At 58.9% G+C, this 19,945-nt stretch carries 18 protein-coding genes and 4 tRNA genes; 16 read left to right on the top strand and 6 right to left on the bottom strand.

All coding sequences use genetic code 11. The annotated features are described in order from the left end of the window. Positions 1-22: 22 nt before the first annotated feature. Positions 23-772, top strand: coding sequence for a TerC family protein (locus NWV16_RS18035; RefSeq protein WP_260520158.1), 750 nt, complete (start codon positions 23-25; stop codon positions 770-772). A gap of 73 nt (positions 773-845) precedes the next feature. Here the strand turns inward: NWV16_RS18035 and NWV16_RS18030 are convergent, their stop codons facing one another. Further along, complete coding sequence (locus tag NWV16_RS18030; RefSeq protein ID WP_260520157.1) at positions 846-1,013, bottom strand: hypothetical protein; 168 nt, start codon at positions 1,011-1,013, stop codon at positions 846-848. A gap of 230 nt (positions 1,014-1,243) precedes the next feature. Here NWV16_RS18030 and NWV16_RS18025 point away from each other — a divergent pair, with 230 nt between their 5' ends. From NWV16_RS18025 to NWV16_RS18015, 3 genes are all read left to right on the top strand, one after another. Beyond that, the gene (locus tag NWV16_RS18025; protein ID WP_260520156.1) at positions 1,244-1,915 is read left to right on the top strand and encodes a peptidase C39 family protein; all 672 of its coding nucleotides are present in this window, start codon (positions 1,244-1,246) and stop codon (positions 1,913-1,915) included. Positions 1,916-2,010: 95 nt separating this feature from the next. Continuing rightward, a complete protein-coding gene (locus tag NWV16_RS18020; protein ID WP_260520155.1) occupies positions 2,011-2,217 on the top strand; it encodes a DUF6021 family protein in 207 nt (68 codons plus the stop codon). 12 nt (positions 2,218-2,229) lie between these two features. Then, on the top strand, positions 2,230-2,436 hold the full coding sequence (locus NWV16_RS18015) for a hypothetical protein (RefSeq protein ID WP_260520154.1): 207 nt from the start codon (positions 2,230-2,232) through the stop codon (positions 2,434-2,436). Between the two features lie 54 nt (positions 2,437-2,490). On the opposite strand, the gene pbpG is transcribed toward NWV16_RS18015, so the two are convergent. Together pbpG and folD are read right to left on the bottom strand one after the other, a co-directional pair. After that, positions 2,491-3,429: a D-alanyl-D-alanine endopeptidase gene (pbpG, locus tag NWV16_RS18010; RefSeq protein ID WP_065261737.1), complete on the bottom strand. Its 939-nt coding sequence runs from the start codon at positions 3,427-3,429 to the stop codon at positions 2,491-2,493. Between the two features lie 228 nt (positions 3,430-3,657). Further along, a complete protein-coding gene (gene folD, locus NWV16_RS18005; protein WP_260520153.1) occupies positions 3,658-4,512 on the bottom strand; it encodes a bifunctional methylenetetrahydrofolate dehydrogenase/methenyltetrahydrofolate cyclohydrolase FolD in 855 nt (284 codons plus the stop codon). A 274-nt stretch (positions 4,513-4,786) separates the two neighbouring features. Here folD and NWV16_RS18000 point away from each other — a divergent pair. The 10 genes from NWV16_RS18000 (at position 4,787) to NWV16_RS17955 (ending at position 14,185) form a co-directional block, all read left to right on the top strand. Beyond that, positions 4,787-4,863 (top strand) — tRNA-Arg (locus tag NWV16_RS18000). 32 nt (positions 4,864-4,895) lie between these two features. Continuing rightward, positions 4,896-4,971: transfer RNA gene (locus NWV16_RS17995), tRNA-His, on the top strand. A gap of 58 nt (positions 4,972-5,029) precedes the next feature. Next, positions 5,030-5,114, top strand: a tRNA-Leu gene (locus tag NWV16_RS17990). A 76-nt stretch (positions 5,115-5,190) separates the two neighbouring features. Then, positions 5,191-5,266 (top strand) — tRNA-His (locus tag NWV16_RS17985). 399 nt (positions 5,267-5,665) lie between these two features. Beyond that, on the top strand, positions 5,666-6,976 hold the full coding sequence (gene tig, locus NWV16_RS17980; protein ID WP_260520152.1) for a trigger factor: 1,311 nt from the start codon (positions 5,666-5,668) through the stop codon (positions 6,974-6,976). 92 nt (positions 6,977-7,068) lie between these two features. Beyond that, positions 7,069-7,704 carry an ATP-dependent Clp endopeptidase proteolytic subunit ClpP gene (gene clpP / locus NWV16_RS17975; RefSeq protein ID WP_065261734.1) on the top strand — a complete coding sequence of 212 codons (636 nt, stop codon included), beginning with the start codon at positions 7,069-7,071 and terminating at the stop codon, positions 7,702-7,704. A gap of 112 nt (positions 7,705-7,816) precedes the next feature. After that, positions 7,817-9,100, top strand: a complete 1,284-nt coding sequence (clpX, locus tag NWV16_RS17970) for an ATP-dependent Clp protease ATP-binding subunit ClpX (protein ID WP_260520151.1) — start codon at positions 7,817-7,819, stop codon at positions 9,098-9,100. A 163-nt stretch (positions 9,101-9,263) separates the two neighbouring features. Further along, positions 9,264-11,660, top strand: coding sequence for an endopeptidase La (gene lon, locus NWV16_RS17965; protein ID WP_260520150.1), 2,397 nt, complete (start codon positions 9,264-9,266; stop codon positions 11,658-11,660). A gap of 147 nt (positions 11,661-11,807) precedes the next feature. Continuing rightward, positions 11,808-12,080, top strand: coding sequence for an HU family DNA-binding protein (locus NWV16_RS17960; RefSeq protein WP_260520149.1), 273 nt, complete (start codon positions 11,808-11,810; stop codon positions 12,078-12,080). A gap of 233 nt (positions 12,081-12,313) precedes the next feature. Continuing rightward, positions 12,314-14,185 carry a SurA N-terminal domain-containing protein gene (locus NWV16_RS17955; protein WP_260520148.1) on the top strand — a complete coding sequence of 624 codons (1,872 nt, stop codon included), beginning with the start codon at positions 12,314-12,316 and terminating at the stop codon, positions 14,183-14,185. Between the two features lie 60 nt (positions 14,186-14,245). Here the strand turns inward: NWV16_RS17955 and NWV16_RS17950 are convergent, their stop codons facing one another. Next, positions 14,246-15,451: an MFS transporter gene (locus NWV16_RS17950; protein WP_260520147.1), complete on the bottom strand. Its 1,206-nt coding sequence runs from the start codon at positions 15,449-15,451 to the stop codon at positions 14,246-14,248. Between the two features lie 121 nt (positions 15,452-15,572). On the opposite strand from NWV16_RS17950, the gene NWV16_RS17945 reads away from it, so the two are divergent. Continuing rightward, entirely contained in the window at positions 15,573-16,472 is a 900-nt protein-coding gene (locus NWV16_RS17945; protein WP_260520146.1) for a LysR family transcriptional regulator, read from the top strand. A gap of 92 nt (positions 16,473-16,564) precedes the next feature. Next, positions 16,565-17,422, top strand: coding sequence for a DUF2242 domain-containing protein (locus tag NWV16_RS17940; RefSeq protein ID WP_260520145.1), 858 nt, complete (start codon positions 16,565-16,567; stop codon positions 17,420-17,422). 289 nt (positions 17,423-17,711) lie between these two features. Here the strand turns inward: NWV16_RS17940 and NWV16_RS17935 are convergent, their stop codons facing one another. After that, the gene (locus tag NWV16_RS17935) at positions 17,712-18,752 is read right to left on the bottom strand and encodes an AraC family transcriptional regulator (RefSeq protein WP_260520144.1); all 1,041 of its coding nucleotides are present in this window, start codon (positions 18,750-18,752) and stop codon (positions 17,712-17,714) included. 3 nt (positions 18,753-18,755) lie between these two features. After that, complete coding sequence (locus tag NWV16_RS17930; protein ID WP_260520143.1) at positions 18,756-19,874, bottom strand: nitrilase-related carbon-nitrogen hydrolase; 1,119 nt, start codon at positions 19,872-19,874, stop codon at positions 18,756-18,758. Positions 19,875-19,945 lie beyond the last annotated feature (71 nt).

Here is a 19,945-nt window from a genome sequence, read left to right as displayed (position 1 = left end):
TTACAAGAGTCAGGACTGACCCATGGAATACCTGTTAGAACTCGCTTCCAGCCCGACGGCCTGGATTGCCCTGGCCACACTGGTGGTGATGGAAATCGTGCTCGGCATCGATAACCTGATCTTCATCTCGATCCTGACCAACAAGCTGCCCGAACAGTATCGGCAGAAGGCCCGCCGCCTCGGTATCGGCATGGCGCTGATCATGCGTCTGGCGCTGTTGAGCACCATCGCGTTCATTGTTCAGTTGACCGAGCCGGTCATCGAGGTCCTCGGCCAGGCGTTCTCCTGGAAGGACATGATCCTGATCGCCGGTGGCCTGTTCCTGGTCTGGAAGGCGACGACCGAGATCCATCACAGCATGGATCCGGCACCGGAAGACCCGAAAACCGCCACCTCGACCGTGACCCTGGGTTTCGCTGCCGCGATCGGACAGATCCTGATGCTCGACATGGTGTTCTCGATCGACAGCATCATCACAGCGGTCGGCATGACCGAACACTTGCCGATCATGGTGATCGCGGTGGTGGTTTCGGTGCTGGTAATGCTGTTTGCGGCTGATCCGCTGGCAAAGTTCATCAACGACAACCCGTCGGTGGTGATGCTGGCCCTGGGCTTCCTGATCATGATCGGCATGACGCTGATCGCCGAAGGCTTCGGCGCCCATGTACCGAAAGGTTATGTGTACGCCGCCATGGCGTTCTCGGCTGCGATTGAAGTGTTGAACATGATGTCCCGTCGGGCGAAGCAGAAGAAGCTGGCTGCCCAGGCGTAACGGCTGGAAAAGCGAAGGCCGCGTCACTCGCAAGAGCCACGCGGCCTTTTTCGTTTGAATCGGTTGAAAGAAGTCAGTGCGCGGTGGCGTGACGGGCGCTGTGTTTTTCGATCTTCCTGGTCGGTGCAGGTTGCACAGGATGATGATGGCGGCGAGAAATCCGCAGTACGCCCCACAACATGGCGGCGGCGACGGCCAGCCAGCCGGCAATCAACATCACAATGGTCATGGTCAGGCTCATCGGTGCCTCCTCTTTGCCCTGCGTCGGGCGCGTTCTCTTTTGCTGTCTATCGAATGACAGTCTAGTCGCTGGCGTGTTTCAGGCTATTGACCAAAGGTCGGTGGTGACCAATCACTTCGCTCTATGCAGCCGATGGATCTGCTTCTTCGGGCTATACCGCAGCGTTGCGCCGTCCTATGATCTCGACGAAGCCGGAACACGATGACCGGTAACTGATCAAGAGAGTGACGATGGTGCAGCTATTTTCCCGGATTCGCGCAGCGCTGCTGGCGGCCGGTTGCGTGACGGCATTGGTGGGGTGTGCAGGCAGTGTGGCGCCGCAGGTGCAGCGTCTGCCGGAACGGGTCGAGCTCAGTGGCACCTTCTATCGGGGCGAAGCCAATCAGAGCGGGCCGCAGGTGCTGGCCAGCCTGCTGTCGCAGCAGGGCATCGTGATCACCCCTGGCCTGCTGGAAAAACCTCTTCACCTGCCGGGTGCCGAAAATCAGTTGCAGCAGAACATGCAGAACCTGGCGCGTGAATACGGCATGGTCGTATACCCGTTGGATGCCCGTTTGCCGGCGTTGCTGACTCAGGTGGCGGCAGGGTACCCGGTGATGGTGCGTTTCAGTGAAGGGTCGGCGTTCTGGGCCGAGCCGCGTTACGCGATTCTTTCCGGTTATGATCGCAAGAAGCAAAATGTGCTGCTGCGTGCCGGGATGAACCGCCGTGAACTGATGAGCTTCAGTTCTTTTGAATCGGCGCTCGAGAAGTCGGGTGGTTGGGCGGTATTGATTCAAAAACCTTCACAGATCCCGGCAGCGGTCGATCGCCAGCGTTGGTTGAAAGCCGCTGATGAACTGGCGCAGGCCGGCCAGGAGCGAGCGGCCGCACAAGCAAGAAAGGCGCTCGGAACACAATAAGGCCCCGTTCGTCACCTGCCGGGCACCCTGAAAATCTGCAGGTCTCTGAACAGTAGCGCCCGGTTATTTCCGGGCCTCGTTCCCAGGAGACGACTATGGCAATTCCCCAATCTCCCCGTGGCCCTCACTCATCCGAGCATGCCAGTGGCGAAAAGCCGGGATTCGATCCCGACTCGCCCGATCTGGATGATCCGCAAGTCGATCCCGTCGGTCCGGCCAGGGCTCCACGGGACGTAGCGCACGGCGATGACAAAAAACGCCCCGCCAGAGCCTATGACCCGTTGGCTGATCTCAAGCCTTGAAGCGAGGTGGTTATGAGCACGGATTCCAGTTTTGACGACCATAAACCTGACAGCGTGCCGACCACGCCGGAACCGGATGAGGATCCTGTACTGGATCCGGACAGTCCGCTGCGCGATCCGCTGGCGCGTCCTGCGGTCGTGACGCCGGAGCACCGGCGCGACCCCGCTGCCGGTGACGGCATTCCCGATGATGACCGGATGCCGTTGCCCAACGACTGAACCGGCAGACGAAAAAAAGCCCCGAATATTCGGGGCTTGTTCTTGAGTCGCCTGTTACTTGGACGCCTCGACCACGCCGCTCTGGCGCCCTTTGAGGTTCTTTTCCGCCTTGTACTGTTGCGCCACCGCCGGAACGTTGGTGCTTCGGCCGGTTTCCACCCAGCTGCGGATGCGGCTGGCATCGGCGAAGTGGGTGTATTTGCCAAAGGCGTCGAGAATCACCAGGGCCACCGGACGGTTGCTCATGCGGGTCACGAGCACCAGGCAATGGCCGGCCGGGTTGGTGAAGCCGGTTTTGGTGATCTTGATGTCCCAGTCGGCCTTGTTGACCAGGTGGTCGGTGTTACGGAAGCCCAGGGTGTAGTTGGGTTTGCGGAACGAGACGGTCTTCTCCTTGGTTGTCGTGAGCTCGGTGAGGATCGGATGCTTTTGCGCAGCGATCAGCAACTTGCTCAGGTCGCGGGCAGTGGACACGTTGCGCTCCGAAAGGCCGGTCGGTTCCACAAAGTGGGTGCTGGTCATGCCCAGCGCCTTGGCCTTGGCGTTCATCGCGGCGATAAATGCCGCATACCCGCCCGGGTAGTGGTGGGCGAGGCTGGCGGCCGCGCGGTTTTCCGAAGACATCAGGGCGATCAGCAGCATCTCTCGGCGCGGCAACTCGCTGCGCAGTTTGACCCGGGAAAACACGCCCTTCATTTCCGGAGTGTGGCTGATGTCGACGTCAATCCATTCATCCATGTTCTGGTGGGCTTCAACCACGACCAGGCCTGTCATCAACTTGCTGACGGATGCGATCGGAACGATCACGTCCGGATTACTGGAATAGATGACTTTGTTGGTCTGCAGATCCATCAGCAGGGCGCTGCCGGAAGCAATCTTCAGTTGCGAAGCGTCTCGGGGGGCAGCGGTGGTTTCGGCGGCGTTGACCGTTGGCGTGAGGAGCGTGCCTGAAAATGCAAAAACCAGGCTCAGGATGGACAGACGAATATTCACGCGGGCGAACTCATGAAGGTTGAAAATGCCGTTTTTGTAACGGACTGTGTCGTAAAAACGACGCATTTTAGGAGTATGGCTGAAGAACTGTCGATGGTTGTTTGAAAGGCATGAAAAAGTCGTGAAAAGCCCTGTAAAAATAGGGGTTTCCGGCGAACGGTAAAGGTTTTTTCGAGGATATGAAAAACCCCGCACGGGGCGGGGTTCTCGGAAGGCGGAAAACTCGACTCAGGCGTGCAGTGTTTCTGCCGCGTAGAGCGTGTTTTCCAGCAGGCAGGCACGGGTCATCGGGCCGACGCCGCCCGGGACCGGCGTGATCCAGCCGGCGCGGGGCAGGGCGGTCTCGTATACCACGTCACCGACCAGTTTGCCGTCGTCCTGGCGGTTGATGCCGACGTCGATCACGATCGCACCTTCCTTGATCCACTCGCCCTTGACCAGGCCCGGCTTGCCGGCGGCAACCACCACCAGATCGGCACGGCCGACGTGTCCGGCCAGATCCTTGGTGAAGCGGTGGGTCACGGTCACGGTGCAGCCGGCCAGCAGCAGCTCCATGGCCATCGGGCGACCGACGATGTTGGACGCGCCGACAACCACTGCATCCATCCCGTAAAGATCGACGCCGGTGCTTTCCAGCAAGGTCATGATGCCTTTCGGGGTGCAGGGGCGCAGCAGCGGAATGCGCTGGGCCAGACGACCGACGTTATAAGGATGGAAACCGTCGACGTCCTTGTCCGGGCGGATGCGTTCCAGCAGTCTGGAAGCATCCAGGTGCTCAGGCAGCGGAAGTTGAAGCAGAACACCGTCGATTGCCGGGTCGTCGTTCAGCCGATCGATCAGATCGGTCAGTGCTTCCTGAGTGGTATCGGAAGGCAGGTCGTAAGCCTGGGAAAGGAAGCCGACCTCTTCACAGTCTTTACGCTTGTGCGAGACATAAACCTGAGAGGCAGGATCGCTGCCGACCAGGATCACCGCGAGGCCCGGAGTACGCAAGCCTTGCTCGCGACGTTCGGCTACCCGTTGTGCGATCTGCTGGCGCAGGCTGGCGGCGATTGATTTGCCGTCGATTAGTTGTGCAGTCATTGCGCGTGATTAACCATCGAGAGGGGAAAAAAAGAGAACGCATTCTCGCATGTCAGGCGGTGAGGGCAAAGGCGCTTGGTCAGCAAATTCCCCTAAGCCCTTTAATTAAATGAATTTTTTTCAAAAAGGATTTGACGACCTCCGGGGCTCTCTATACTATTCGTCGCACTTGTCGGGCACAGCCTAGCACTGGTTAAGAAGGTCGAGCGAAATCAAGGTTTTGCGAGACTGGAAAGCACTTAGTTTGTAGTCCTCCAAGGGTACAGCTAACAAGGCGCCCGTAGCTCAGCTGGATAGAGCATCCGCCTTCTAAGCGGATGGTCGCAGGTTCGAGTCCTGCCGGGTGCGCCATTAGGCTGCATTGGCACAAGTAGCGCGATATGGTGGGCGTAGCTCAGTTGGTAGAGCACAGGATTGTGACTCCTGTTGTCGTGGGTTCGATCCCCATCGTCCACCCCATATTTCGAAAGGCGCCAGATGTAAAAGTCTGGCGCCTTTGCTTTAAAAAGCTTCATCCGCGGATGTGGTGGAATTGGTAGACACACTGGATTTAGGTTCCAGCGCCGCGAGGCGTAAGAGTTCGAGTCTCTTCATCCGCACCAATCAAGGCTTCATTCATGCCGCAGGCCGGGTGAAGTTCTACAAAGAAGTTGTTTGGCTTCTTTGGCATGCAATATGGTGGGCGTAGCTCAGTTGGTAGAGCACAGGATTGTGACTCCTGTTGTCGTGGGTTCGATCCCCATCGTCCACCCCATATTCCGAAAGGCGCCAGATTTAACAGTCTGGCGCCTTTTTTGTTTCATGTTTTCGGATTTCGGCGACAGCGGGTATCGGGTCGCAGGGCGGGGCGCTTCGTCGTTTCCAGGTTGCTCGATGGTGTCGCGCTGCCCGCCGGCCTTGCTTGCGGGGTTGGCTGTCAGGGAGGTGATTCAACCGCCTCTATATATAGAAGGGGTTGGCGCAGAGCTCTGGCTTTATTGGCTGTATTTGCTAACGGGGCGAGGTGCAACCGTTTGTCCTCGTCCTCAAATTGCCTGCTGTTTTTTTACCCGTTTTCAGTAGGGTGACTTCTTGAGTTTGACCTACTAGAATGCTTGCCCTTGATTCTTGGGTCGGAAACGGCCGGCTAACGTCTGTGCAACGAGGAATATCCATGCAAGTTTCTGTTGAAAATACTACTGCTCTTGAGCGCCGCATGAGCATCACCGTGCCGGCTGAGCGCATCGAGACTCAGATCAACAAGCGTCTGCAGCAGACTGCCCAGAAGGCCAAGATTGCTGGCTTCCGTCCAGGCAAAGTGCCAATGAGCGAAATCAAGCGCCGCTTCGGTGCTGATGCGCGCCAGGAAGCGATCGGCGACGTGATCCAGTCCTCCTTCTATGAAGCTGTGGTCGAGCAGAAGCTGAACCCGGCCGGTTCGCCGTCGATCGAGCCAAAGTCGCTCGAAGCTGGCAAGGACCTGGAATTCGTAGCCATATTCGAAGTGTTCCCTGAGTTCCAAGTTGCCGGTTTCGAAGGCATCACCGTCGAGCGTCTGAGCGCTGAAGTGGCTGACGCCGATCTGGACAAGATGCTGGACATCCTGCGCAAGCAGAACACCCGTTTCGAAGTGGCCGATCGTGCTGCCCAGAACGAAGACCAACTGAACATCGATTTCGTTGGCAAGGTCGACGGCGAAGTGTTCGCTGGCGGTTCCGCCAAGGGCACTCAGCTGGTGCTGGGTTCCGGTCGCATGATCCCTGGCTTCGAGGAAGGCCTCGTTGGCGCCAAAGCCGGTGAAGAGCGCGTTCTGAACCTGACCTTCCCAGAGGGCTATCAGAACCTGGACCTGGCTGGCAAAACTGCCGAGTTCACCGTGACGGTCAACACCGTTTCCGAGCCTAAACTGCCAGAACTGAACGAAGAGTTCTTCGCTCAATTCGGTATCAAGGAAAGCGGCATCGACGGTTTCCGCACCGAAGTTCGCAAGAACATGGAGCGTGAACTGCGTCAGGCGATCAAATCCAAGGTCAAGAATCAGGTCATGGACGGTCTGCTGGCCACCAACCCGATCGAAGTGCCGAAGGCTCTGCTGTCCAACGAAGTTGATCGTCTGCGCGTGCAGGCTGTTCAGCAGTTCGGCGGCAACATCAAGCCTGACCAACTGCCGGCCGAGCTGTTCGAAGAGCAAGCCAAGCGCCGCGTTGTGCTGGGTCTGATCGTGGCTGAAGTGGTCAAGCAATTCGACCTGAAGCCGGACGAAGCCCGCGTTCGTGACATGATTCAGGAAATGGCTTCGGCTTACCAAGAGCCTGAGCAAGTCGTGTCCTGGTACTACAAGAACGAGCAGCAACTGAACGAAGTCCGTTCGGTTGTGCTGGAAGAACAAGTTGTGGATACTGTTCTGCAGAAAGCTAGCGTGACCGACAAATCGGTCTCTTACGAAGAAGCGGTCAAGCCGGTAGAAGCTCCAAAAGCCGACTGATTGTTTCTGCGTTAGAAGCACACACCATAAGCCAGCCTTCGAGCTGGCTTATGCGTATTCAAGACATGACTATTTGGGAGTGACTGCAGAGCATGTTCCGTAATTCCTATATTCAGCAGAACTCTGATATCCAGGCCGCCGGCGGCCTGGTCCCGATGGTTGTCGAGCAATCTGCTCGTGGCGAGCGCGCCTATGACATCTACTCGCGTCTGCTCAAGGAGCGAGTGATCTTTCTGGTAGGTCCGGTAGAGGACTACATGGCCAACCTGATCTGTGCGCAATTGCTGTTCCTTGAAGCGGAAAACCCGGACAAGGACATCCATCTTTATATCAACTCCCCGGGCGGTTCGGTGACGGCTGGCATGTCGATCTACGACACCATGCAGTTCATCAAGCCAAACGTATCGACTACCTGCATCGGCCAGGCCTGCAGCATGGGCGCATTCCTGCTGACCGCAGGTGCGCCAGGCAAGCGTTACTGCCTGCCGAACTCGCGCGTGATGATTCACCAGCCACTGGGCGGTTTCCAGGGCCAGGCGTCGGATATCGAAATTCACGCCAAGGAAATCCTCTTCATCCGCGAGCGTCTCAATACGCTGATGGCCAAGCACAGCGGCCGTACACTCGAAGAAATCGAGCGCGACACCAACCGCGACAACTTCATGAGTGCCGAAGCAGCCAAGAACTACGGTCTGATCGACGAAGTGATCGAGCAGCGCCCAGCTTAAAACAAGCAGCTCAAAACAGGCCTGATCGGCTGGTCCGATCAGTGGCGGGCTTGAAAAAGCCCGCAATAGCCTTCATCTTGTGTTGCAAGCCTATCGGATTTGGATCGAACGAATGACTGACACCCGCAACGGCGAGGACAACGGCAAGCTGCTCTATTGCTCCTTCTGTGGCAAAAGCCAGCATGAAGTGCGCAAATTGATTGCCGGCCCCTCGGTCTTTATCTGCGACGAGTGCGTCGACCTGTGCAATGACATCATCCGCGAGGAGGTGCAGGAAGCACAGGCCGAAAGCAGCGCGCATAAATTGCCTTCGCCTAAAGAAATCAGCGGCATCCTTGACCAGTACGTCATTGGTCAGGAACGTGCCAAGAAGGTTCTCGCGGTAGCGGTGTACAACCACTACAAGCGTCTGAACCAGCGTGACAAGAAGACTGACGACGTCGAACTCGGCAAGAGCAACATCCTGCTGATCGGCCCGACAGGCTCCGGTAAAACCCTGCTGGCCGAAACCCTGGCCCGCCTGCTGAACGTTCCGTTCACCATTGCCGACGCAACCACCCTCACCGAGGCCGGTTACGTGGGTGAAGACGTCGAGAACATCATTCAGAAGCTGCTGCAGAAATGCGACTACGACGTGGAAAAGGCCCAGATGGGCATTGTCTACATCGATGAAATCGACAAGATTTCCCGCAAGTCCGACAACCCGTCGATCACCCGCGACGTTTCCGGTGAAGGCGTGCAACAGGCCTTGCTCAAGTTGATCGAAGGCACGGTTGCTTCCGTACCGCCGCAAGGTGGCCGCAAGCACCCGCAGCAGGAGTTCCTGCAGGTCGACACCCGTAACATCCTGTTCATCTGCGGCGGTGCGTTCTCCGGTCTGGAGAAGGTCATCCAGAACCGTTCCACCAAAGGTGGCATCGGTTTCAATGCAGAAGTGCGCAGCAAGGAAGAAGGCAAGAAAGTCGGTGAGTCCCTGCGTGAAGTCGAGCCTGACGATCTGGTCAAGTTCGGTCTGATCCCGGAATTTGTCGGTCGTCTGCCGGTCCTCGCGACGCTGGACGAGCTGGATGAGGCTGCGCTGATGCAGATTCTCACCGAGCCGAAAAACGCCCTGACCAAACAGTACGCCAAGCTGTTCGAGATGGAAGGCGTGGACCTGGAATTCCGGTCCGATGCGCTGAAGTCGGTCGCCAAACGTGCGCTGGAGCGTAAAACCGGTGCCCGTGGCCTGCGTTCGATTCTCGAAGGTGTGCTGCTCGACACGATGTATGAAATCCCGTCGCAGTCCGACGTGAGCAAGGTCGTGATCGATGAAAGCGTGATCGAAGGCAAGTCCAAGCCGCTGTATATCTACGAAAACAGTGAGCCGACGGCCAAGGCTGCACCGGACGCGTAAGCGTTCTGTCTGCCGAAATAAAAGGAGGGGCCTTCGGGCCTCTTTTTTTTATGTCGTTTTTTACATCCGCTTTACGCTTGTTTTTTTTCAAGGCAGCCCCCATCTTGGTTTCAAGCTCAATTCCATCTGATTACGGCCATATGGCCGCCGTAGAGGCGAAATCATGAAGACAACCATCGAATTGCCTCTCCTGCCATTGCGTGATGTCGTGGTGTATCCGCACATGGTTATCCCGCTGTTCGTGGGGCGCGAGAAGTCCATCGAAGCCCTTGAGGCCGCGATGACGGGTGACAAGCAGATTCTGCTGCTGGCCCAGAAAAACCCGGCTGACGATGATCCCGGAGAGGATGCCCTCTATCGCGTAGGTACCATTGCCACGGTCTTGCAGCTGCTCAAGCTGCCCGATGGCACCGTGAAGGTTCTGGTCGAAGGCGAGCAGCGCGGCACCGTCGAACGCTTCAGCGAAGTCGATGGCCACTGCCGGGCCGAAGTGGCGCTGATCGATGAGGTCGATGCGGCCGAGCGCGAGTCCGAAGTGTTCGTGCGTACGCTGCTGTCGCAGTTCGAACAATATGTCCAGCTGGGCAAGAAAGTCCCGGCTGAAGTCCTGTCGTCCCTCAACAGCATTGATGAGCCGAGCCGCCTGGTGGACACCATGGCTGCACATATGGCGCTGAAGATCGAGCAGAAGCAGGAAATCCTCGAAATCATCGACCTGCCGGCCCGTGTTGAGCACGTCCTGGCTTTGCTGGATGCCGAAATCGATTTGCTGCAGGTCGAAAAACGCATCCGGGGTCGCGTCAAGAAGCAAATGGAGCGCAGTCAGCGCGAGTATTACCTGAATGAGCAGATGAAGGCCATTCAGAAAGAACTCGGTGACAGTGATGAAGGCCACAACGAAATCGAAGACCTGAAAAAGCGTATCGACGCTGCCGGTCTGCCGAAAGACGCACTGGCCAAGGCCACCGCGGAGCTGAACAAGCTCAAGCAAATGTCGCCGATGTCCGCCGAAGCCACCGTTGTGCGCTCTTACATCGACTGGCTGGTGCAGGTGCCGTGGAAGGCTCAGAGCAAGGTGCGTCTGGACCTGGCCCGCGCTGAAGACATTCTCGATGCCGATCACTACGGTCTGGAGGAGGTCAAGGAGCGCATCCTTGAATACCTCGCCGTGCAGAAGCGTGTGAAGAAGATCCGTGGTCCGGTGTTGTGTCTGGTCGGTCCTCCGGGCGTGGGTAAAACCTCGCTGGCGGAGTCGATCGCCCATGCCACCAACCGTAAATTCGTGCGCATGGCTCTCGGTGGGGTGCGTGACGAAGCGGAAATCCGTGGTCACCGTCGTACCTACATCGGTTCGATGCCAGGAAGATTGATTCAAAAGATGACAAAAGTGGGCGTTCGCAACCCGCTTTTCCTGCTCGACGAAATCGACAAGATGGGCAGCGACATGCGGGGCGATCCGGCATCGGCGTTGCTGGAAGTGCTTGATCCGGAGCAGAACCACAACTTCAACGATCACTATCTGGAAGTCGATTACGACCTGTCGGATGTGATGTTCCTGTGCACCTCGAACTCGATGAACATTCCGCCGGCACTGCTGGACCGGATGGAGGTGATTCGTCTGCCGGGTTACACCGAGGACGAAAAAATCAACATCGCCGTCAAGTACCTGTCGCCAAAACAGGTTGCAGCCAACGGTCTGAAGAAGGGCGAGCTGGAATTCGACGAAGAAGCGATCCGCGACATCATCCGTTACTACACTCGTGAAGCCGGTGTGCGTGGGCTCGAGCGGCAGATTGCCAAGGTCTGCCGCAAGGCGGTCAAGGAGCATGCCCTGGAAAAACGTTTCTCGGTGAAAGTGACAGCCGATTTGCTGGAACACTTCCTCGGCGTGCGTAAATTCCGTTACGGTCTGGCCGAACAGCAGGATCAGATCGGTCAGGTCACCGGCCTGGCCTGGACTCAGGTCGGCGGTGAATTGCTCACCATCGAAGCAGCCGTCGTGCCGGGCAAGGGGCAGTTGATCAAGACCGGTTCGCTGGGTGACGTCATGGTCGAATCGATCACTGCAGCCCAGACCGTGGTCCGCAGCCGCGCCAAGAGCCTGGGCATTCCTCTGGACTTCCACGAGAAGCGCGATACGCATATCCACATGCCGGAAGGCGCTACACCAAAAGACGGCCCGAGCGCCGGTGTAGGCATGTGTACCGCACTGGTGTCCGCTTTGACGGGTATTCCTGTGCGTGCCGATGTAGCCATGACCGGCGAAATTACCTTGCGCGGTCAAGTTCTCGCCATTGGCGGCCTGAAGGAAAAACTCCTGGCCGCGCACCGTGGCGGAATCAAGGTCGTGATTATTCCGGAAGAGAACGTGCGTGATCTGAAGGAGATTCCTGACAATATCAAGCAGGATCTGCAGATCAAACCGGTTAAATGGATTGACGAGGTCCTGCAAATTGCGCTGCAATACGCGCCGGAGCCCTTGTCGGATGTGGCTCCGGAGATTGTCGCGAAGGATGAAAAACGCGAGTCCGATTCCAAGGAAAGAATTAGCACGCATTAATACGTATTTGGTTGGGGGGCTTGTTGACAGTTTTTTAGAGCCCTTGTTATAAAGCGGCTCTTAAGTGTCTGTAGGCCATTCAGCACTCGTTTTTGCTTTCACCAAAAAACTTAGAATCATACTCAAATAGATATAAGGGGACTTAGAGTGAACAAGTCGGAACTGATTGATGCTATCGCTGCATCCGCTGATATCCCGAAAGCTGCTGCTGGTCGTGCGCTGGACGCTGTAATCGAATCCGTCACTGGCGCTCTGAAGGCTGGCGACTCCGTAGTTCTGGTAGGTTTCGGTACTTTCTCGGTAAACGACCGTCCAGCCCGTACCGGCCGTAACCCACAGACCGGCAAGACGCTGGAAATTCCAGCGGCTAAAAAACCAGTTTTCAAAGCCGGTAAAGCCCTGAAAGAAGCCGTCAACTAAGTTTGATTCAGGTTTTTACCCAACCGGGTCGGGGTCAAGCCTGACCTGGCAGCGGAGCGGTAGGGCAGGCTGTCTGGAATGATTGTCCGCTACACCGGGATCGAGGGTTCGATCCCTGTCCGCTCCGCCAGTTACGAGAAGGCGCATCCTCGGATGCGCCTTTCTTCTATCCGGATTCTACCCACGCTCCACGGTTGCCCAATTTTTGAAGTTCAACCGTTTATGGGGGACGCATGCTGCAGAACATCAGGGACAATTCACAAGGCTGGATTGCCAAGACCATTATCGGGGTCATCGTCGTACTGATGGCCCTGACCGGTTTCGACGCCATTTTCAAGGCCGCCACTCACAAGAACGAGGCAGCCAAGGTCAATGGCGAAGAAATCAGCCAGAACGAGCTGAGCCAGGCCGTTGACATGCAACGCCGTCAGCTGATGCAACAGCTGGGCAAGGACTTCGATGCCTCCTTGCTTGACGAAAAGATGCTGCGCGAATCGGCCCTCAAGGGTCTGATCGATCGCAAGCTGCTGCTGCAAGGCGCAGAACAATCGAAATTCGCTTTCTCGGACGCTGCTCTGGATCAGGTGATCCTGCAAACGCCTGAGTTCCAGGTCGATGGCAAGTTCAACTCCGACCGCTTTGACCAGGTGATCCGCCAGCTGGGCTACAGCCGGATGCAATTCCGCCAGATGCTGGCTCAGGAAATGCTGATCGGCCAGCTGCGCGCCGGTGTGGCCGGCAGCGGTTTTGTAACCGACGCACAGGTTCTGGCCTTCGCCCGTCTGGAAAAGCAGACCCGTGATTTCGCTTCGTTGAACGTCAAGGCTGACCCGGCTGCGGTGAAGCTCACCGACGATGAGGTCAAGGCCTACTACGACGAGCACGCCAAGGAGTTCATGACGCCGGATCAGGTGGTCATCGATTACCTCGAGCTGAAGAAGTCCTCGTTCTTTGATCAGGTCACCGTCAAGGACGAAGAGCTGCAGGCGGCGTATCAGAAAGAAATCGCCAATCTGTCGGAACAGCGTCGCGCGGCGCACATCCTGATCGAGGTGAACGACAAGACCACCGAGGCCCAGGCCAAGGCGAAGATCGAGGAAATTCAGGCACGTCTGGCCAAGGGCGAGAAATTCGAAGCGCTGGCCAAGGAATTCTCGCAGGATCCGGGCTCGGCCAACAATGGCGGCGATCTCGGTTTTGCAGGTCCTGGCGTCTATGACCCGGCCTTCGAGAAAGCCCTGTACGCGCTCTCCAAGGATCAGGTATCCGGACCGGTTCGCACCGACTTCGGTTTCCACCTGATCAAGCTGCTGGGTGTCGAAGCGCCTGAAGTGCCGACCCTGGCCAGCCTGAAAGACAAATTGACCCGCGAGCTGAAGGCCCAGCAGGTCGAGCAGCGTTTCGTCGAGGCGACCAAGCAACTGGAAGACTCGTCGTTCGAAGCGTCTGACCTGGCGCAGCCGGCTCAGGACCTGAAACTGACGGTACACACTTCCAAGCCGTTCGGCCGTGAAGGTGGTGAAGGTGTTGCAGCCAACCGCGCGGTGGTCACTGCCGCATTCAGCAGCGAAGTGCTGGATGATGGTGCCAACAGCACGGCCATCGAGCTGGACCCGGAAACCGTGATCGTGCTGCGCGTGAAGGAACACCTCAAGCCTGCGCAACTGCCGCTGGACGCCGTGGCGACCGCCATTCGCACGCAGTTGGCCAAAGAGCACGCGAGTGCGGCGGCCAAGACCAAGGCCGAGCAACTGATCGCTGATCTGCGCGACGGCAAGACGCCGCTCGACAAGGCCATCGACGGTCAGAACTGGAAAGCCACCCAGGCGGCCACCCGCGCTCAGGAAGGTGTCGATCCTGCGGTGCTGCAAGCGCTGTTCCGTATGCCGAAGCCGGCAGCCAAGGACAAGCCGACTTTCAGCAGCGTGACACTGCCGGATGGCAGCCTGACCATCGTGCGTCTGAATGCGGTAAATGAAGCCGCTGCGCCTACCGATGAAGAGAAAGCGCAATACCGTCGTTTCCTCGCTTCTCGTGAAGGCCAGCAGGACTTCGCGGCGTACCGCAAGCAATTGGAAAGCGAAGCGGACATCAAGCGTTTCTGATGTCTGACTGAGCGGCAGGAAACGAGCCCCGGATGAAAATCCGGGGCTTTTTTCTGCACGCTATTCGCTGCGCGCAAAGCCATGCTTGCGGGCATTTGCGGTCGCCCACAGAGTCAGTAGCGAGAGTCCGGTGACGATCCAGGGAAACGTCTGCACGCCTGGCACGTTGAGCAGCAGGCCGCCTGCCAGCCCGCCGGCAGCGATGCCCACGTTCCAGAGTGTCACCAGCATCGATTGTGCGGTGTCGGCCGCCTCTGCGGCGGCTTTCGCCGAGGCCGTCTGCAACAGTGAAGGCATCGCGCCAAACGCCAGCCCCCATACAGCCGTCGCGGCGTAGACCACGCTCGGCTGTTCCTGCCATAAGGCCAGTGCAGTCGCCGACAGCATGAACAGTGTCGCGCTGATCAGCACCAGTTGCCGCAACCAGCGGTCGATCAGGCTGCCGACGATCCACAGACTCAGCACCGAGGCGAGACCGAACACCAGTAACACCCGGTCAATTTCGCTGCCCAGACCGGACGGCTCCAGCAATGGCGCGATGTAGGTGTACAGAAGGTTATGCGCGACCACGTAGGACAGCGTCACGAACAGCACTGATCGCACGCCCGGCAAGATCAGGACCTGACGCAGTGGCAGTCGTTTGCCAGCCCGTTCACCCGCAAAGTCCGGCACTTGCCAGCGCACCCAGATCACCAGCAGAAGGGTCATGCCGGTCATGATCGCGAAGCTCAGGCGCCAGCCGACGGCGGTGCCCAGCAGCGTGCCCGCCGGTATGCCCAGCGACAGGGCGAGCGGCGCGCCGAGCATGGCCACGGTAATCGCGCGACCTTGCAGCCGGGGTTCGACCATACGGCTCGCGTATCCGGCCAGCAACGCCCAGAGCAGCCCGGCGAATACGCCGGCCAGGAAACGTGCAGCCAGCGTCAACCAATAAACCTCCGACAGCGCGGTAATGCTGTTGGCAATGGCGAAGCCGCCAATGGCCGATAACAGCAGCGGTCGGCGGCGCCAGCCTCGCGTGACGATGGTCAGCGGAATGGCGGCCAGTATCGAGCCGATGGCGTACAGGGTGACCAATTGCCCGATCAGGGCCTGGGAGACGCCGAGGCCGGTGCTCATCTGTGGCAGCAGACCGGCAGGCATGGCTTCGGTCAGCACGGTGATGAACCCGGCGGTAGCCAGTGCCAGCAACGCCGCCAACGGCAACCGATCGTTACGCTCGGCGGGCGTGGCAAGGGAAGGAGAGGTGAGCGGTGTGTCGTTCATGAATCAGCATCCATTTGGCCGAGGGAGATGAAGGCCACAGGGTAGGGCGCTGCATATTCGGGAAAAACAGGTTAGGGTTCCGAACATCTCGGACAGGAATGTCGTGAATCAGGAAAAAAGAATGGACAGTCTGGGCAGCATTTCCGTCTTTGTGCAGGTGGCGGAAACCCGCAGTTTCACCGAGGCCGGCCGCTTGCAGGGGGTGTCATCATCGGCGGTCGGCAAGAGCATTGCGCGGCTGGAGGCGCGACTGGGCGTAAGGTTGTTCCATCGCACCACCCGCAGCATCACACTGACCAGCGAAGGTGCGTTGTTCCTCGAGCGCTGCCGCAAGATTCTGGCGGAGGTCGAAGCGGCAGAGTTCGAGCTGTGCGACGCCGCGTCAGCGCCCCATGGCAGGCTGCGGGTCAGTCTGCCCCAGGTGCATGAACTGGTGATGCCGGTGATGAACGAATTCATGGCCATGTACCCACAGATCGAGCTGGACCTGGACCTGACCGATCGCATGGTCGATGTGGTCGAGGAAGGCTTCGACGCTGTAATTCGTACCGGAAAGCCCCGGGATTCGCGGCTTATGGCGCGACCGCTGGGCGAATTTCATAGGGTCCTGGTCGCGAGTCCGGCCTATCTGCAAACACGCGGCGTGCCGCAGACACCTGCGGATCTGGCGCAGCACGCTTGTTTGCGCCACACGTTTCACGCCACCGGCAAACTGGAGCCGTGGCCGCTGAAGCATGAGGAGGGTACTGGCGAGTCACGCTTGCCGACACGCCTGGTCAGTACGTCGATAGAAGCCGTGCAGCATGCGGCGTTGGCAGGCATGGGAATCGCCTGCCTGCCCGACTTCATGATCAATGAAGCGCACCGTCAGGGGCGTCTGCTGCGGGTGCTCGATCATCACATCGAGCACGTCGGACAGTTCTGGATCCTTTGGCCGTCGAGCCGTCATGCCACCGCGAAATTACGGGTCTTCATCGATCACCTCTCAGCGCGACTTTTTCCTGTCGTCGACGGTCAATAGCGTTGTAACTGTTTTAAGACACTAATCGGTACGCCGCAGGGCCACGTTATGTTGCACAATACGCCCCGGACCGTTTTCCCCTCAGGATGTTTATGTTGAATTCTATTCCCGTGCGTTTTTTCGGGTTGGCGTTGTTGCTGACCGCCGCTGCCGGCTGCTCCAAGGACAAGCCTATCTACGAGCATGAGAACTTCGACGACTCCGGCACCTTTTCGCGCAATTACCCTGTCAACGATACAGCCAGTTGCGAAGCGGCGCGCCGTGCCTTGCTCAGTCAGGGTTACATCATCACCAGCAGCGACCCGAAACTGGTCAGCGGGCACAAGAGCTTCCAGCAGACCGGTGAAACCCACATGGAGATCAGCTTCAACGTGGTGTGTACCGATGACGGCAGTGCCGCACACCACGCGACGGTGTTCGCCAACGCCCTGCAGGACCGCTACGCGTTGAAGAAAACCAACAACTCGGCCAGCCTGGGGGTGGGTGTACTGGGTTCGGTGTCGATGCCGATCGGTTCCTCTGACGACTCGATGGTCAAGGTGGCCAGCGAAACCGTGTCCTCGCAGAAGTTCTACGAGCGTTTCTTCTCGTTGGTCGAATTGTTCCTGCCAGCCGAAGCGAAGAAGGCCGCTCACATTACCGAGAAACCGAAAACCGACCTCGGTGTGCCTGAAGCCAAGGCGGCACCGGCAGCGCTGGCGCCGACACCGGCGACTGAACCGGCACCGGCCGCCGCGCCCGCTGCGACTCCTGCCGCTGCAGAGCCGGCACCGGTCAGCTCCGAGCCGGTCGTTCCACCCGCCGAAGCTGCGCCGATTACGCCGGCACCTGGCTCGGAGCTGGTTCCAACACCGGGGCCGGCAACCGAAGTCATCACGCCACCGGCCAATCCAGCCGACCTGCCGCCACCTTCCGAGCCGATTCCGGCCATGCCGGCCTCCGGGCAGTGATCTTCACGCCATGGGTTCGGCTGCTGCCGGGCCCATGGCATTTTCATCGGAAAAACCCCGCGATAAATTCCTGACCGCCTGCTACGTTTGTTTCATGAAGGCCGTGTTTCATTTTTCCTTCATGCGGGCGCTTTATGCTCGGGGCACTGGTCGATTGTTCCAGGCCATTTTCAGGTTGGCGGTCAGGGGGATTACGCGATGGATGACTATCAGGAAGAACTGCTCGAATTCCAGGCTTACGAGCTGGATTCACCGGAGCCTGCGGAAGACGCCACCGAGCTCTGAGGTTTCAGCCGATCTTGCGGTGGCTGCGGCGGAATTCGCCCGGGGTCTGCCCGTTCCAGCGCTTGAAGGCGCGCTGGAAGGCTTCGGCCGAGGCAAAACCGAGCAGGTAGGCGATCTCGCCGAATGCCAGTTCCGTGTCGCGGATGTAGGTCATTGCCAGATCACGGCGAGTATCGTTGAGGATCGCGCGAAATTGCGTGCCTTCTTCGGCCAGTTTTCGCCGTAACGTCCAGGTCGGCAGCTTCAGGCGTGCGGCCACTTCTTCCAGGTCCGGTTCGCGACCCCCATTGAGCAACGGCCCGAGCAATTGCGTGATGCGTTCACGCAGGCTGCGGGTGCGGGTCAATTGTTCCAGTTCCCGTTCACACAGTTGCAGCAGATGTTTCCAGGTGCTGGGGCAGTGTTGTGGATTGCGCCGGGCCAGGCTGGCCAGGTTCAGGCGCAATTGATTGTGTTCGGCGCCGAACTGGATCGGGCATTCGCCCAGCACGGCGTAGGCGTCACGGTAATCCGGTGTCTCGAATTCGATTTCGATGCGTTCTGCACGCAGCGGTTCGAGGCTGACGCTGGATAACTGCTGCAGCCAGCCGGCGATGATCGAATCCACCACAAAGCGGTTGTAGGCGTTGTACGGGCTGATCGAATAGAAACGCAGCCAGGCGCCGTTCGCATCCTCATGGAAACTCGACTGGCCGCGATAATTGGAGCCATACAACGGTTCGAAGCGCGTCAGGCAACGAGCGGCTTCGCGTACGGTCGGGGCTTGCGCCGCCGTGACACCGGCCAGCCCGGCCTGACTCAGGCGACTGAGCCGGCCCATGCGCAAACCGAGGGCCGGATCGCCGGTCAGCTGGATTGCGCCATGGCCCAGGCGCATATAGCGCGGGATCGACAGGCGTGCCCCGGCCTCGGCCAGCCGCGCAGTATCGAGGCCGTATTGTTCAAGCAGAGGCTGCGGATCGGCGCCATGGCTGTGCACGGCATCGGCCAGGCTGTGGACGAACCCCACTGACAGATCCCCGAGGCGCATCGGCAGCGGCTTCATGGGTTATAACCAGAGGTTCAGCAAGCGCGCGCCACGGGCTTCACCGTCGGCGAACTGCTGGCCATTGCTGCTGAGAAAACTTTGCCCGGAACCCGGTTTGTCCCAGAACTGCCCGCGCAGGAACACGCTCATGCCGGCAATCGCCTGGCTGCCCGGTGGTTGTGCCGTCAGGGTCAGGCGATGCCAGGCCTGGCCCTCGCTGATCTCTCCCGGTTTGAGGTTGACCGAATCCGGTGCACGCAAGCCCCTGTAACCCTGCCAGGGCCGATCCCACGCGCCATGGCCGATGACGAATGCAGGCACCGCGATCAGTTGCGCGCCTTGCGCGTCGAGCCTGCGATAGTTGTCCGGATACCAGCTGTCGTTGCCGATCAGCACGCCGAGGCGTCCGGCCGGGGTATCGACCACGTTGATCTGTGAAACATCGCCGGTTCCCGCATCGAAGATCGGTCGCATCTGCCGTTGTGGCTGGCCGAGCGGGGCGCCGTCACGACCGAACACCACACTGGTGTTATACAACGCGCCATGACCGGCCTTGAGCCGTCCGTCGATGATGTCGGGTTCCGGCAGCACGATCGAGCCGGCCACCAGGGTGATATGAAATTCCCTGGCCAGACCGCCGAACAGCAACTGATAGTCCTTGGCCATGTCTCGGGATTTCATTCGCAAGTGGGCGTCATCCAGGCGACTGCTGCCACTGGCGGAGAGCCAGGCGCGAGCGAACTGCAACGGGTTGCTGGCGGCGAGCCAGTTCATCGCTTCTTCCAGAGTGGGCGCCTGGTACAACTCGTCTTTTTCGCCGCTGATCATCAGCCAGGTGCCGATATGCTCGGGCAGCACCACGACGGTTTTTTCATTGAGCAAACCCTGATCCTGCGCCTGTTGCAGATAGGCCGCGAGTTTACGGTGCAGGCGTTCGGAACTTTGATAGTCGGTGGGGAACAGTTCCGGCTGGATTCCCAGCAGGTTGCCACGATCGGCGCGGGTGCCCTGATCGATCGCCAGCTTGATCCGCAGGTCCGACAGGTAATGACCGGCCGGGCGGTCAGCCGCCCACATGGCGTAGAAGGTGAGCGCGGCGACCAGCGCCATGGAAAAGGTCAGGTACAGAAGTTTGCGCATGAAATCCAACAACAACCGGGTACAGGGTGTGGGACTAGGGTAGGGCCCATGCCTGCGCTTGCCAAGGGCCG

This window comes from Pseudomonas sp. BW7P1 (genome assembly GCF_024981055.1).
In the GTDB taxonomy this organism is placed as follows: Bacteria; Pseudomonadota; Gammaproteobacteria; order Pseudomonadales; family Pseudomonadaceae; genus Aquipseudomonas; species Aquipseudomonas bananamidigenes.
Note: the sequence above shows the minus strand (reverse complement) of the source record. Positions and strands in the feature narration are given on the sequence as shown.

What these genes read in the sequence shown, in the direction of transcription:
- NWV16_RS18035 (WP_260520158.1), top strand. Translation starts at nt 23, where the DNA reads ATGGAATACCTGTTAGAACTCGCTTCCAGCCCGACGGCCTGGATTGCC.
- NWV16_RS18030 (WP_260520157.1), bottom strand. Translation starts at nt 1,013, where the DNA reads ATGAGCCTGACCATGACCATTGTGATGTTGATTGCCGGCTGGCTGGCC.
- NWV16_RS18025 (WP_260520156.1), top strand. Translation starts at nt 1,244, where the DNA reads ATGGTGCAGCTATTTTCCCGGATTCGCGCAGCGCTGCTGGCGGCCGGT.
- NWV16_RS18020 (WP_260520155.1), top strand. Translation starts at nt 2,011, where the DNA reads ATGGCAATTCCCCAATCTCCCCGTGGCCCTCACTCATCCGAGCATGCC.
- NWV16_RS18015 (WP_260520154.1), top strand. Translation starts at nt 2,230, where the DNA reads ATGAGCACGGATTCCAGTTTTGACGACCATAAACCTGACAGCGTGCCG.
- folD (WP_260520153.1), bottom strand. Translation starts at nt 4,512, where the DNA reads ATGACTGCACAACTAATCGACGGCAAATCAATCGCCGCCAGCCTGCGC.
- tig (WP_260520152.1), top strand. Translation starts at nt 5,666, where the DNA reads ATGCAAGTTTCTGTTGAAAATACTACTGCTCTTGAGCGCCGCATGAGC.
- clpP (WP_065261734.1), top strand. Translation starts at nt 7,069, where the DNA reads ATGTTCCGTAATTCCTATATTCAGCAGAACTCTGATATCCAGGCCGCC.
- clpX (WP_260520151.1), top strand. Translation starts at nt 7,817, where the DNA reads ATGACTGACACCCGCAACGGCGAGGACAACGGCAAGCTGCTCTATTGC.
- lon (WP_260520150.1), top strand. Translation starts at nt 9,264, where the DNA reads ATGAAGACAACCATCGAATTGCCTCTCCTGCCATTGCGTGATGTCGTG.
- NWV16_RS17955 (WP_260520148.1), top strand. Translation starts at nt 12,314, where the DNA reads ATGCTGCAGAACATCAGGGACAATTCACAAGGCTGGATTGCCAAGACC.
- NWV16_RS17950 (WP_260520147.1), bottom strand. Translation starts at nt 15,451, where the DNA reads ATGAACGACACACCGCTCACCTCTCCTTCCCTTGCCACGCCCGCCGAG.
- NWV16_RS17945 (WP_260520146.1), top strand. Translation starts at nt 15,573, where the DNA reads ATGGACAGTCTGGGCAGCATTTCCGTCTTTGTGCAGGTGGCGGAAACC.
- NWV16_RS17940 (WP_260520145.1), top strand. Translation starts at nt 16,565, where the DNA reads ATGTTGAATTCTATTCCCGTGCGTTTTTTCGGGTTGGCGTTGTTGCTG.
- NWV16_RS17935 (WP_260520144.1), bottom strand. Translation starts at nt 18,752, where the DNA reads ATGAAGCCGCTGCCGATGCGCCTCGGGGATCTGTCAGTGGGGTTCGTC.
- NWV16_RS17930 (WP_260520143.1), bottom strand. Translation starts at nt 19,874, where the DNA reads ATGCGCAAACTTCTGTACCTGACCTTTTCCATGGCGCTGGTCGCCGCG.